General features: G+C 61.0%; 13 protein-coding genes. 11 read left to right on the top strand and 2 right to left on the bottom strand.

Features of this window, described 5'->3' with window-relative positions; all coding sequences use genetic code 11:
* Window positions 1-175 precede the first annotated feature (175 nt).
* The 4 genes from efeU to efeO (HX881_RS01055) are packed head-to-tail and all read left to right on the top strand — an operon-like array spanning window position 176 to window position 4442.
* Window positions 176-1018 carry an iron uptake transporter permease EfeU gene (gene efeU, locus HX881_RS01070; protein WP_017127389.1) on the top strand — a complete coding sequence of 281 codons (843 nt, stop codon included), beginning with the start codon at window positions 176-178 and terminating at the stop codon, window positions 1016-1018.
* Window positions 1019-1026: 8 nt separating this feature from the next.
* On the top strand, window positions 1027-2220 hold the full coding sequence (gene efeO, locus HX881_RS01065; protein ID WP_017127390.1) for an iron uptake system protein EfeO: 1194 nt from the start codon (window positions 1027-1029) through the stop codon (window positions 2218-2220).
* Between the two features lie 18 nt (window positions 2221-2238).
* Window positions 2239-3594, top strand: coding sequence for an iron uptake transporter deferrochelatase/peroxidase subunit (efeB, locus tag HX881_RS01060; protein WP_177082214.1), 1356 nt, complete (start codon window positions 2239-2241; stop codon window positions 3592-3594).
* A gap of 23 nt (window positions 3595-3617) precedes the next feature.
* Window positions 3618-4442, top strand: coding sequence for an iron uptake system protein EfeO (efeO, locus tag HX881_RS01055; RefSeq protein ID WP_017127392.1), 825 nt, complete (start codon window positions 3618-3620; stop codon window positions 4440-4442).
* A 63-nt stretch (window positions 4443-4505) separates the two neighbouring features.
* Here the strand turns inward: efeO (HX881_RS01055) and HX881_RS01050 are convergent, their stop codons facing one another.
* Together HX881_RS01050 and pssA are read right to left on the bottom strand one after the other, a co-directional pair.
* Window positions 4506-6257, bottom strand: coding sequence for a hypothetical protein (locus HX881_RS01050; RefSeq protein WP_177082213.1), 1752 nt, complete (start codon window positions 6255-6257; stop codon window positions 4506-4508).
* Window positions 6258-6456: 199 nt separating this feature from the next.
* Window positions 6457-7800, bottom strand: coding sequence for a CDP-diacylglycerol--serine O-phosphatidyltransferase (pssA, locus tag HX881_RS01045; RefSeq protein ID WP_017127393.1), 1344 nt, complete (start codon window positions 7798-7800; stop codon window positions 6457-6459).
* Window positions 7801-8021: 221 nt separating this feature from the next.
* On the opposite strand from pssA, the gene HX881_RS01040 reads away from it, so the two are divergent.
* The 7 genes from HX881_RS01040 to HX881_RS01010 all read left to right on the top strand — a co-directional run bounded on the left by HX881_RS01040 (window position 8022) and on the right by HX881_RS01010 (window position 13627).
* Window positions 8022-9659 carry a methyl-accepting chemotaxis protein gene (locus tag HX881_RS01040; RefSeq protein WP_177082212.1) on the top strand — a complete coding sequence of 546 codons (1638 nt, stop codon included), beginning with the start codon at window positions 8022-8024 and terminating at the stop codon, window positions 9657-9659.
* 103 nt (window positions 9660-9762) lie between these two features.
* On the top strand, window positions 9763-10326 hold the full coding sequence (locus HX881_RS01035) for a TetR/AcrR family transcriptional regulator (protein WP_017127395.1): 564 nt from the start codon (window positions 9763-9765) through the stop codon (window positions 10324-10326).
* Window positions 10327-10444: 118 nt separating this feature from the next.
* Window positions 10445-10924 (top strand): nuclear transport factor 2 family protein, encoded by a 480-nt coding sequence (locus tag HX881_RS01030; RefSeq protein ID WP_042935887.1) that lies wholly within the window; start codon window positions 10445-10447, stop codon window positions 10922-10924.
* A 184-nt stretch (window positions 10925-11108) separates the two neighbouring features.
* Window positions 11109-11681 (top strand): cytochrome b, encoded by a 573-nt coding sequence (locus tag HX881_RS01025; RefSeq protein ID WP_177082211.1) that lies wholly within the window; start codon window positions 11109-11111, stop codon window positions 11679-11681.
* Between the two features lie 69 nt (window positions 11682-11750).
* Window positions 11751-12293, top strand: a complete 543-nt coding sequence (locus tag HX881_RS01020; protein WP_177082210.1) for a tetratricopeptide repeat protein — start codon at window positions 11751-11753, stop codon at window positions 12291-12293.
* Window positions 12294-12347: 54 nt separating this feature from the next.
* Window positions 12348-12845: an RNA polymerase sigma factor gene (locus tag HX881_RS01015; RefSeq protein WP_017127399.1), complete on the top strand. Its 498-nt coding sequence runs from the start codon at window positions 12348-12350 to the stop codon at window positions 12843-12845.
* Window positions 12842-13627, top strand: coding sequence for an anti-sigma factor family protein (locus tag HX881_RS01010; RefSeq protein WP_042935889.1), 786 nt, complete (start codon window positions 12842-12844; stop codon window positions 13625-13627). Before HX881_RS01015 ends, HX881_RS01010 begins: the two co-directional genes overlap by 4 nt.
* Window positions 13628-13657 lie beyond the last annotated feature (30 nt).

Here is a 13657-nt window from a genome sequence, read left to right as displayed (position 1 = left end):
GGAATCCCGCTGATCGTTCCCCCGCTCTGCGTGGGAACGCCCTTCTGGACGCTCTGCGTCCGGGCAGCCCCCTGCCGTTCAGCCCAGGTTCAGCTATTGTCAATGAAAGCTGTTTAGTAATGAGTATCATTATGTTACAAATTACCATCCACTTTGTAACGGACGCGATTGCCGAATGCTGGTTCCCTTTCTGATCATGTTGCGCGAAGGCATCGAAGCCGCGCTCATCGTTGGCATCATTGCCAGCTACCTCAAGCAGACCGGCCGCGGTCAGTGGATGCCCGCCGTCTGGATCGGGGTCTTTCTCGCCGCCGCCCTCGCCCTGCTGGTCGGTGGCGGCCTGGAACTGATGAGCGCCGAGTTCCCGCAGAAACAACAGGAACTCTTCGAAGGCATCGTCGGCCTGATCGCCGTCGGCATCCTCAGCTCTATGGTGTTCTGGATGCGCAAGGTCGCCCGGTCCATCAAGCATTCCCTGCATGTTTCCCTCGATCACGCCCTGGCCGGTTCCAGGCACCAGGTCTGGGCGCTGATTGCCATGGTGTTCTTCGCCGTGGCCCGCGAAGGCCTGGAAACCGTGTTTTTCCTGCTGGCGGTGTTCCAGCAGAGCGAAGGCCCGGGCGCGCCGATCGGTGCCCTGCTCGGCCTGATCCTGGCGATTTTCGTCGGCTTCGCCATCTACACCGGCAGCATGCGCCTGAACCTGAGCCTGTTCTTCCGCTGGACCGGCCTGTTCATCCTCGTGGTCGCCGCCGGCATCCTGGCCAATTCGGTACAGGCACTGCATGAAGCCGGGCTGTGGAACCACCTGCAAGCCGTGGTCTTCGATATCAGTGCCACGCTGCCGATGGACGGCCCGACCGGTTCGGTGCTGGCCGGCATGTTCGGCTACCAGGATGCCCCGACCGTCAGTGTCGTAGGCGCCTACCTGCTGTACCTGGTGATCGCGCTGGTGATGTTTTTCATCCCCGCCGCACCACCGGCAACCAAGCAAACCTCTTCCGTTCCCAACCAGTAAGGTTACCCATGTCCAACCCTGCAACTGGCAAACCGCCCCAGGCCTTGCGCTGGGCGGTAGCCGGCTCGGTGATCGTGATGATCGCGGCCGGTGGACTGTTCTACTACGCCTCGCAACTGGCAGCGAGCAAACGCCAGGGTCATCACAACGAAATCACCGTCAGCATCCTGGCCCATAGCTGTGAACCGAATGCACTGACCGTTCCAGCCGGGCTGAACAGCTTCCGTATCCTCAACAAGTCGGATCGCGCGGTGGAGTGGGAAATCCTCGACGGCGTGCTGGTGGTCGAAGAACGCGAGAACATCGCCCCCGGCTTGAGCCAGGTGATCAACGCCAACCTCGCCCCTGGCGACTACGCGATTACCTGCGGCCTGCTGAGCAATCCCCGTGGCACGCTGCACGTGACCCCGACCGCTGCCTCTGATGCGGCCGCCCAGGCGCGTCCGTCGATGACCGCCTTTATCGGACCGCTGTCGGAGTTCCGCGTCTACCTGAGCACCCAGGGCAGCGCCCTGATCAAGGCGGTCGACGCCCTGCAACAGGCCATCGCCGCCGGCGACCTGAGCCAGGCCCAGGCGCTGTATGTGCCGGCCCGCGCCGCCTATCAGCGCCTGGCACCGGCCGCCCAGCGCTTTTCCGAACTGGACAACGGTATCAACGCCCGCGCCGACTACTACGAAAAGCGCGAGCAGGACCCTGGCTTCGGCGGCTTCCACCGCATCGAATACGGCCTGTTCCAGCAACGCAACCTCGATGGTCTGATGCCCACCGTGCAGCGTCTGCAGGCCGATGTGATCAGCCTCAAGCAACAGTTGCTGGCCCAGTCGCTGCCCCCGGAACAGTTGGTCAGTATCGTCGCCCGCAGCATGCACAGCATCGCCGAGACCCGCGGCAGCAGCGGCGAGGAAGAACGCTACAGCCATATCGACCTGAATGGTTTCGCCGCCAACCTGCAAGCCACGCGCAAGGTCATCGACCTGCTGCGGCCATTGCTGGCGAAGTCGGCCGCCGACCTGCTGCCCAAGCTCGACAACGCCGCCGTTGCCCTGGATGCCGAATTCAACGGCCTGCGCACCGCCGACGGCTATGTCGCCTATGACACCGTCAGCGCCGAACAGCGCAAGCAGCTTGCCGACAAGGCCAAGGTCCTGGCCGATGCACTCGATGGAATCGATCCCGCCCTTGGCCTTTCCGGCCTGTAATCAGCAGACGACCCGAACATGAGCGATTCATCACAGCGTAACAACGAGTTTTCCGCCGACCGCCGCCGCGTTCTGCTGGGCATGGGCGTAGCCGGCGCGGCCATTGCCGGCAGCGCCCTGAGTTGTCCGGCTATGGCGGCGTCACAGGGCCAGGCCAGTCAGGGCCAGGCCACTCAAGCCCAGGCAACTCAAGCCCAAGTAACGCAGGCCCCGAGCAGCGACAAGACCCAGGACCGCCACGATTTCCATGGTCAGCACCAGACCGGCATCGTCACGCCGCGTCCGGCAGCCGGCATGATCGTCGCCTTCGACGTCCTCGCCAGCGACCGCAAGGACCTCGAGCGCCTGTTCCGCACCCTCAACCAGCGCATCGCCTTCCTGATGACCGGCGGCGCGGTGAAGCAGGTCGACCCGAAGCTGCCACCGGTGGACTCCGGGATCCTCGGCCCGGTCGTCACCCCGGACAACCTGACCATCACCGTCTCCGTCGGCGACTCGCTGTTCGATGAGCGTTTCGGCCTGGAGGCCGCCAAGCCCAAGCGCCTGAGCCGGATGGTCGGTTTCCCCAACGACGCCCTGCAGCCGGACCTGTGCCACGGCGACCTGAGCATCCAGTTCTGCTCCAACACCCCGGACACCAACATCCACGCCCTGCGCGATATCGTCAAGAACACCCCGGACCTGCTGCTGGTGCGCTGGAAGCAGGAAGGTTCGGTACCGCCCCAGGCCCCGGCCAAGCCCGGCGAACCGGCCCAGAGCGCGCGCAACTTCCTCGGTTTCCGTGATGGTTCGGCCAACCCGGACTCCAACGACGGCAGCGCCATGGACCGTATCGTCTGGGTCCAGCCCGGCAGCGACGAACCGGCCTGGGCCGCCCATGGCAGCTACCAGGCGGTGCGGATCATCCGCAACCTGGTGGAGCGCTGGGACCGCACCCCGCTGCAGGAGCAGGAAAGCATCATCGGCCGGGTCAAGAGCTCGGGCGCGCCCATGGACGGCCAGAAAGAAACCCAGGTACCGGACTACGCCAAGGATCCCGAAGGCAAGCTGACCAAGCTCGATGCCCATATCCGCCTGGCCAACCCGCGTACTGCCGAAACCCAGCGCAACCTGATCCTGCGCCGGCCGTTCAACTACTCCAACGGCGTGAGCAAGAACGGCCAGCTGGAAATGGGCTTGCTGTTCATCTGCTACCAGGCCGACCTGGAGCAAGGTTTTATCGCGGTCCAGACACGACTCAACGGTGAGCCCCTGGAGGAATACCTCAAGCCGATCGGCGGCGGTTATTTCTTCACCTTGCCGGGAGTCACCGGCGATCAGGATTTCATCGGTCGCTCGCTGCTATCTGCAACACCACAAAAAACCACTGCTTAACCCTTAACTCACGGAAACGTCCCATGAAGAAGTCGCCTCTTGCTTTGTTGTTGGCCGTCGGCCTGCTGCACACTCCGCTCTCGGCTTTTGCGGCCACCGCGCCCCTGGACCTGGTGGGGCCGGTTTCGGACTACAAGATTTACGTGACTGAACAGCTCGACGAGCTGGCCAGCAAGACCCAGCAGTTCACCGACGCCGTGAAGAAAGGCGACCTGGCCACCGCCAGGAAGCTCTACGCACCGACCCGCGTCCACTACGAGTCGATCGAGCCGATCGCCGAACTGTTCAGCGACCTCGACGCCGCCATCGACTCCCGTGTCGACGACCATGAGAAAGGTGTCAAGGCCGAAGACTTCACCGGTTTCCACCGCCTGGAGTACAGCCTGTTCTCCGAAAACTCCACCCAGGGCCTGGGTGACCTGGCCGATGGCCTGGACAAAAACGTCAAGGACCTGCAGGCCCGCGTCGCCGGCCTGACCTTCCCGCCGGAGAAAGTCGTCGGTGGCGCCGCCGCCCTGCTCGAAGAAGTGGCCGCGACCAAGATTTCCGGTGAAGAAGACCGCTACAGCCACACCGACCTGTACGACTTCCAGGGCAACATCGACGGCGCGAAGAAAATCGTCGACCTGTTCCGTCCGCAGATCGAGAAGCAGGACAAGGCCTTCGCCGCCAAAGTCGACAAGAACTTTGCCGCTGTGAACAAGATCCTGGCCAAGTACAAGACCAAGGACGGCGGTTTCGAGACCTATGACAAGGTCAAGGACGCTGACCGCAAGGCTCTGGTGGGTCCGGTCAACACCCTGGCCGAAGACCTGTCGACCCTGCGCGGCAAGCTGGGCCTGAACTAAGTAAACAGAAAACAAACCCAGTAACCAACATCGGTTACTGGGTGTTCCAATTGCGTCTCAGGATCAAGGATACACGCCAACAGGAGCAGTGACGGACCTGGCATAAGACGACATCGCTTCTGCTCTTTCGCCCCATACCCTCACCATATCCGCGGTTCTCGCATTACCGAGCGGACGGCCACCGCTATCCAAGACAAAAGGTGTCGAATAATAATTGACATTATTCCCACACAGAAAAGTTGCCGACACCCCATTACTAAATCCAAACTTGTAATTATCAGTCCCTTCAGTATTGCAGTGCCCTCCACCAGCGTTATGCCCGATCTCATGACGAAATGCGGCTGGCTGGGCGGTTCTCTGAATGCTGTAGCGGCCAGGCGCATATGCAAAACCTCCGGCTGCATCACCCGTAGGCATATTAAAATACCCGGCAACCATATCGGCCCCGGACTCAGCAATACCATTCCTGAATATATTCGCTACCAAACCAAGGGTTGTCCCGGTCACCGGATAGTCCTCGTTGACAATCTGCGTACCTACCAATCTGAGCCGCACTGTATCGGCTCTTGAATTTCGCAATCCCAGGTTGGCACTTTCGACTTGCGCAAGGGCAAAAGCTGTCGAATCACCGACCCGGTCAGCGGCAGACCTCGAGAACCCAGCCAATACATCAACAATAATCCGTCCATTGCAATCATGATCGACCAGGCTATTAATCGACTTGGAATCAACAAAAGACACACCCTCATGCCGCGTATCAGACTCAACGGCATCCGGCGTGAGATAGTCATATTTCTCCTCCTTGATCCAGGTTTGCGCCCCGTCGGAACGCCCAATGACAGTTCCACGATTTTCCGGTGTATCAAGAAATGCAACAAAACTTCCGTCAACACGAAGAGCAACAACCAGTTCCCCAAAATCGCCATTGCCCTTCATCAAAGGCGCACTACTTACCTGATAATCTTCATAGACGTTTCTCAGTTGCAACATTGAGGGGCGCACGCCCTTCAACAACGGAGAGCTCTCCGCCGTAGGCGACTTCGAGAGTAATGATTGAATATCCAGAAAACGTCCCGCAGGCACTTTGCCCCGCCGACTCGTATCAGTCATTGCCAAACCGCCTATCGACACCACTGGCCCATTCCCTGTCCAACATCCGGTTGCTGCGGTACGCCACCAGGCATTCTCCCGCTCGTTGGTTGGATAATAATGGGCAGGCTGGGCAACACCATTGAATTTTGAAATAAAGCGCTTTGTATTGCCAAGCCCATGTACTGCGCCGATATAGGAGTACTCGCTCCAGGATTTCGGATCGTTGAAAGTACCGGCATGTATCCCACGAAAGAACCACCAGCCATTATCGACTCCAGCAGGCGGATAGTAACAGGTCGAACATGCACTACCGTTGAACCGGGCCTCATAGAAACCAGTATTCCCCCGATGTATCGCTCCTGTATAGGTTATTTCACTCCAGGACTTGGGATCATCAAAGGTGCCGGCATGTAGCCCACGAAAAAACCACCAGGAATTATCGGCCCCGGCAGGTGGATAGTAACATGTCGAGCATGCGCTACCGTTGAACCGAGCCTCATAGAAGCCATTTCCGCCCCGATGTATTGCCCCTATGAAAGTTGGTTCACTCCAGTGCTTTGGATCTGCATAAGTGCCAGCCGCCCTGACTCCGCCTGGGCCGTTTTCAGGCGTCGCCGTTTGCAACTCATGCGCGGATGAATCTGACAACGAAGAATCGGTGGATAGAGAGCAGCCCTGGCACAAAATCAATATTGCAAACGCACAAGAAATACCGACTTGCATAGTAACTCTCCAAGGGCTTTGAGCCTCTGTCACTTGGCTCTCTCGGAATCGTGCAGCGTTGGAGAGAAAGCCCTGTGACTGAAGTTACATACGCGTACGGTAATCATCTACTGTCAAAATTAACAGGTTTTTATATCATTTAATAATAACACTTAGCATCTTTGATGCACTCCGCTTAGCCAGATAACTCACCAGACAATCAAAGCATCCGATACAGCAGTCGCTCGATCTTCACCCGACTGACCCGCCGCAGGAACTTGCTCACCGCCTCCGGGTATTCCACCAGGGTATCCAGCTCCTTGAAACTGTCGATACGCCGCGTGTTCTCGAAAATCAGCTCCAGCTCCCGGGCCCTTGGCTCCAGCAGTTCGCTGCGCGGATCGTCGATCAGCAAGGCGTTTTCCAGGTCCAGGCGGAAGGCCCGTGGATTGAGATTGTTGCCGGTCAGCAAGGTATAGCGCTGGTCGATCCACATGCCCTTGAGGTGGTAGGTATTGTCACCGTCACGCCACAGGTGCAGGTTCAGCAGGCCACTGTCGATGGCCGCCTGATGACGCTTGGCGAAGCGCCGCAGGCTGATCTCGTACAGGTACGGCAGAGCGGCGATGACCTTGAACGGCTGGCTCGGCGGGATATAGAAGTCGTTGGCGGTCTTGTCGCCGACGATGATATCGATCTTCACCCCTCGCTCCAGGGCCCGGTTGATCTCCCGGGTCACCGCCAGCGGCAGGTTGAAGTACGGCGTGCAGATGGTCAGTTGCTGCTGGCTGGCGGCGATCAGTTCGCAGATCACCCGGCTCAGCGGGTTGTTCTTGCCCAGGCCCAGCAGCGGGCTGACCGACAGGCTGAAACTCGGTTCGGCGCCGGCCTGAGTGTCGTACTGGGCCTTTTTCAGGCGGCTGCGCAGATCACCGATACCGCCGCGCAGGCTGCGGGTGCTCGGCAGGCTCGGCAGGTCCAGGCGGCAGACCGCATGGGAAGCCAGCAGCTCCTTGCGAATCAGCCCCTGCATCGAATCGGCCAGGGCGCGGTTTTGCAGCAGGTGATAGCGGTCGAAGCGGTACTTGTCGAACTTGTGCAGGTAGACGTTGTTCAGGCTCGCGCCGCTGTAGATCACGCAATCATCGATCACGAAACCCTTGAGGTGGAGCACGCCGAACAACTCGCGGGTCTGCACCGGCACGCCGTAGATCGGTACTTCGGTGGTGTGGTCGCGGGTCTGCGCCTGGTACCAGGCGCTGTTGCCCGGCTGCTTGCCCGCGCCGATCAGGCCACGCTGGGCGCGCAGCCAGTCGACCACGACGACGATCTCCAGCGCCGGATGGGCCGATTTGGCCGCATGCAGCGCATCGAGAATCTCCTGCCCCGCCTCGTCTTCCTGCAGGTACAACGCTACCAGGGTGATGCGTTGCCGTGCCCCGGCGATCTTCTCCAGCAGGCAGCGACGGAACTCGGCGGCCGACGGCAGGATGGTCAAGGCATCGGCAGTCAACGGAAAACTGCGCAGTTTGGGCAACAGGGAGCGTTTGAAGAGCGACGGCATAGGGCTCGCTAAGGGTCGAATGCGAAGGACTCGAGAGCTTACACCATGCATCGCTTTTTGCGCTCGCCTTCCAGGAGGGCGTTGCTGCCAACCTCGAGATATTCAGCCCATTGCCCTGATAGGCAAAAACAAATTCCGACTGGCCCTTGTAACGGGCTACAAGTTGGCCCATCTAATGGCTCTCTGATATCAATCCTGCGTTTACGCTAAGGAAACCTGAAATGACCCGCTCTCTGACAATCGCCAAACGCCTTGGATTGGGGTTTGGGCTGGTACTTTCGCTGTTGATTCTGGTGACCCTGATCGGGGTCAATCGCGTGGGGTTGATCGACTCGACCCTGACCAACGTCAGTGACGACAGCGCGGTCAAGCAACGCTACGCCATCAACTTCCGCGGCAGTGTGCATGATCGCGCCATCGCCATTCGCGATGCGGTGCTGGTCCGCGACGGCGCCGGCCTGGACACCCACCTGCGCAACATCGAACGGCTGAACGCCGATTACCAGGCCTCGGCCCAGCCGATGGATGCGATCTTCTCCCACATGGGGGCCTCCGATGCCGAACGGCGCCTGCTCGATGACATCAAGAGCAGCGAGCGCACTACCCAGGCCCTGACCGCCCGCCTGATCGAGCTGCGCAAGCAGGGCGACATGGACAAGGCCCAGGCTTTCCTGCTGTCCGACATTTCCCCGGCCTACAAGGAATGGCTCAAACGCATCAATGCGCTGATCGACTGGGAGGAAGCCTCGATCGGCACGCAACTGGCCGACGTGCGCGCCACCGCCAGCCACTTCGCCACCCTGATGCTGCTGGCCACCTCCATCGCCGTGCTGCTCAGCGTACTGGTCTCGGTGCTGATCATCCGCAACCTCAAGTCGACCCTCGGCGCGGAACCGGAAGCGGTCGCCGACTCGATCCGCCAGCTGGCCAACGGCCAACTCGACGGGGTGATCGATACCCGCTACCCGGACAGCGTCATGGGCGCCCTGAAGACCAGCAACCGCCACCTGGCCGAAACCATCACCCAGGTACGAGCGGTGGCCCACGACCTGATGGGCTCGTCCACGCAACTGCTGGCCAGTTCCGACAGCAACAGCGAGCAGATGCGCGTACAGACCGGGGAAACCCAGCGCATGGCCACCGCCATCAACCAGATGGCGGCCACGGTCCACGAAATCGCCGGCTACGCGCAGAAAGCCGCGCTGGCCAGCAACGCCGCCGACCAGGCGGTGGAAAGCGGCAAGCAGATGGTGCAGACCACCTCCAGCGAGATGCAGCGCCTGTCCCTGGTGCTCGACGGCGCAGCCGAGTCGGTGGACCAGGTGTCCCACGACAGCCAGGCCATCGAAAACGTGGTGGCGGTGATCAATTCGATTGCCGAGCGCACCAACCTGCTGGCCCTCAACGCCGCCATCGAGGCCGCCCGCGCCGGCGAGGCAGGACGCGGCTTTGCCGTGGTGGCGGACGAAGTGCGTTCCCTGGCGACCCGTACCCAGGATTCGACCCGGGAAATCCGCGAAATGGTCGCCCAGTTGCAGTCCGGTGCCGGCAAGACCGCCGAGATCATGCGCAACAGCCGCGAAATGGCCCAGCAGACCGTCGAACGCACCCGTGTCGCCGAAGGCGCGTTGATCCGGATCCGCGAGGAAGTCGGCGCGATCAACGACATGAACGCACAGATCGCCAGCGCCTCCACCCAGCAAGGCGTCGCGGCCCAGGAAGTGAACCAGAACATCAACCGCATCCACGATGCGGCCATGGAGACTTCGGTCGGCTCCAACCAGGTGGCCCTCTCCAGCCGCGAACTCTCGGTACTGGCCGACAGCCTGACGCAGAAAGTCAGCTTCTTCAAAGTCTGATCTCCCCGCCATCACGGTTGCCAGGGACGGCAACGCAGCTCCCGACGGTTTATTTCGAGAACAGGGATTGACCATGGAGAACGATCGTTCTACCATCTCTCCCATGAACGAAAATATTCCGAATCAAACCCGCGACACCCTTCTGGATACCGCCGAGCGGTTGATCTACCAAAGTGGCATCCATGCCACCGGGATCGACCTGTTGGTGAAGACTTCCGGCGTGGCGCGCAAAAGTATCTACAAGTACTTCGGCACCAAGGATCACCTGACCGTCGAGGCCTTGCGCCGGCGGGACGTGCGCTGGATGCAGTGGTACCGCCGCGAAGTCGACAAGGCCGCCACCAGCGGTGAACGTCTGCTCAACCTGTTCAGTGTCCTGACGGGCTGGTTCACCTCCGAAGGCTTCCGTGGCTGCGCCTTCATCAATACTGCGGGCGAGACCGGCGATCCACAGGATCCGGTGCGTCTGCTGGCCAAGGAACATAAACAGAAACTGCTCGACTATCTCGTCGAGCTCTGTGAAGCACATGGCATCGACGACAAAGAAGCAGTTGCCCGGCAATTGCTGATATTGATCGACGGAGCCATTACCGTTGCACTGGTCATGGGCGACCACGGTGCAGCCGATAATGCGCAATGCATGGCGCGGAAGTTATTGGCGCTCTGACGGCGTCATGCCCCGGGAATAACCGCTCAATCTGGATGACGACTTCCCGGGCGTGACACCTTTCGCTTGAACACAGCGCGACAACTGGTCTGAACTCAACCTCATTGGAGACATTGAAATGTCATCTAACGCAGACGCTCGCCCGCCACTTCCGCCTTTCACCCGTGAATCGGCGATTCAGAAAGTTCGCCTCGCCGAAGACGGCTGGAACTCCCGCGACCCGGAACGGGTGTCCCTGGCCTATACCCTGGACACCAAATGGCGCAACCGCGCCGAGTTCGCCAACAACCGCGAAGAAGCCAAGGCCTTCCTCAGCCGCAAATGGGCCAAGGAGCTCGATTACCGGCTGATCAAGGAGCTCTGGGCCTTTACCGACAACCGTATCGCGGTGCGTTACGCCTATGAATGGCATGACGATTCGGGCAACTGGTTCCGTTCCTATGGCAACGAAAACTGGGAGTTCGACGAGAACGGCCTGATGGCCCACCGTTTTGCCTGCGTCAACGACCTGCCGATCAAGGCCGAGGAGCGCAAGTTCCACTGGCCGCTGGGACGTCGTCCCGATGATCATCCGAGCCTGTCGGACCTGGGCCTCTAATCGATTATCACCGATCGTTCCCACGCTCCGCGTGGGAACGTCTCCGTGGACGCTCTGCGTCCGCTTTGTGACGCCGAGCGTCGCCGAACGGGGTGACGATCTCAGGGCTTGAAATTATTTCGCCCACGAATGAATAAACTCCAGATATCGCGTGTTCAATCCACAACGCCACCGAGGATTGTCCATGCACACCGTCTCCCTGCCCCCGGGCAACGCGCCCACGCACCGCCATGACCGCCTGACCATCGGCCTGCACTGGCTGACCGCGGCACTGGTGATCTATCTCTTCGCCAGCTCGCAGATCTGGGCCCAGCTGGAGCGCGGCACGCCATGGCGCAAGGGCCTGCAATCGTTGCATATCTCCTGCGGCATCCTGCTGGCGCTGATCGTCATCGCCCGGATCCTCTGGCGTCTGTTCGCCGCACGCCGCCTGCCGGCATTGCATCGCGGCGCCATGAATACCCTGGCCAAACTCGCTCATCTGGCGCTTTATGGATTGCTGCTGGCACAGATCGGCCTGGGTTTCGCCTTTCGCTGGGCCCAGGGCGAGCCCTTCAGTTTCTTCGGCCTGGTGGACATTCCGACGCTGGTCAGCCTCGACCGTTCGCTGCGCCCGGTACTGGCCGGCCTGCACGAACAGGTGGCGTGGGTTATCGTGATCCTCGCCGGCCTGCACGCGATCATGGCCCTGGTGCATCACTACGGCCTGGGCGACGACACCCTGCGGCGCATGCTGCCGGGCGGCCGCCTGAAATAATTTTCAGATCCACCGAATAAAACCCGACGCCCAGGCGTTCTCCTTGTTGCCGACCCCGGAGCAGTACCCATGAGCCTTCGTAAAAGCACTTTCGCCGTTCCCTTCCTGATTGCCAGTTGCCTGGCGGCTTCGCTGTCGAGCAGCCTGGCGTTCGCCTCCGGCGAAGAACCGGCCACGCCGCCGAAAAAGTGCACCGAGCAGCAAATCTGGAACCCGAGAGAAAACAAGTGCGAGCCCAAGGTGACCAGCACCGCCACCGACGACGAACGCGCCGACTACGCCTACGTCCTGGCCAAGGACAAGCAGTACCAGGCAGCGCTGGACGTACTCGACACCCTGAAGGACCAGAATACCGCCAAGGCCCTGAACTATCGCGGCTACGCCACCCGCAAGCTGGGTCGCACCGACGAGGGCATCGGCTATTACTTGCAAGCCGTGGAACTCGATCCAAACTATGCCCAGGTCCGTGAATACCTGGGCGAAGCCTACGTGATCAAGGGCCGCCTGGACCTCGCCCAGGAGCAGTTGCAGACCATCAAGTCGCTCTGCGGCACCCAGTGCGAAGAATATGAAGACCTGGCAGACGCCATCGCCCATCCTACCCAGAGCTGATAATCGATAGACGCGGAGGTTGCCATCGCCAGCGACAAGGAAATACGAGCCGAGTTGGGCCAGCACCTGGCACGCCTGTGGCGTTATGCCCTGGTGTTGTCCCGACAACGACATATCGCCGAGGACCTGGTGCAGGCCACCTGTGTCCGGGCGCTGGAGCGTGGCGACCAGTTCGTCGCGGGCACCCGCATGGATCGCTGGCTGTTGAGCATCCTGCATTCGATCTGGCTCAACGAAGTCCGCTCCCAGCGCGTGCGCCGGGGCCAGGGACAGGTCGATGCCGACGAGGTGCTGTCCTTCGACGGCGAGCAGGTGGTGCAGACCCATGTGCTCGCCTCGCAGGTCATCAAGCGCGTCGACGCCCTGCCCGAAGCGCAACGCGAAACCGTGTTCCTGGCCTATGTCGAAGGCCTGTCATACAAGGAAGTGGCCCATGTTCTTGAGGTGCCGATCGGCACGGTCATGAGCCGGCTCGCCGCCGCGCGCATGAAACTGGCGGAGCACCCGCCCCTGCGTGCCGTGCCCACCTCAACCAGCGGAGAACGGCGATGACTGATCAGCTTTCTCACTACACGCCTTCCGATGAACTTCTGGTGGCCTTTCTCGATGACGAACTGGATATCGAGGAACGCACACGCGTGGAAATCGCCATCGCCGAAAACGAGGCCGTCGCCGAGCGCATCGAATGGCTGATCCGCAGTGACCTGCCGTTCCAGGACGCCTATGGCGAACTGCTCGAACAGGCTCCCCTGGCCAGGCTCGAAGCCATGCTCGACTCACTGCCGTCGGAACGCGCCAGGCCGCCCATGAGCCGACGCAGCTTCCTCGCGGTCGCCGCCAGCTTCATGGTGGCCGGGATCGCCGCCGACCGGCTGTTCCAGGTCTGGCAGGCGCCGGCACCACAGAGCGAAGTCAGCTGGCGCAGCGTGGTGGCCGACTATATGACGCTCTATACCACGCAGACCCTGGACAACCTGCCGGGCGACGAAGCCTCGCAGCGGGCGCAGTTGCAGAACCTCGACAAAGGCCTGGGACTGGCCCTGGAGCCCAGCCAGGTAGCCTTGCCCGGACCGCAGCTCAAGCGCGTGCAAATGCTGGAATACGAGCATGTGCCGATTGCCCAGATGGCCTACCTCGATCCGCAGCACGGCCCCCTGGCGCTGTGCATCACCCGTTCGAAGAACGGCGTGAAGCCGGTGACCGAGGAAGTCCGGCACGGGATGAACGTAGTATTCTGGGCTGGAAAGACCCATGCCTACATGCTGATCGGACGCAACTCCGCCGCCGAGCTGCAAGCCATGGCGAATGTGCTGCGCGAGCGTTTCGCTACCTAACCTGCGCCAGGTCGGGCAGCAGCCGTTTCA

It is taken from the genome of Pseudomonas gingeri, from assembly GCF_013386115.1.
GTDB lineage: Bacteria > Pseudomonadota > Gammaproteobacteria > Pseudomonadales > Pseudomonadaceae > Aquipseudomonas > Aquipseudomonas gingeri.
This window is presented reverse-complemented; position numbering and strand designations above follow the sequence as displayed.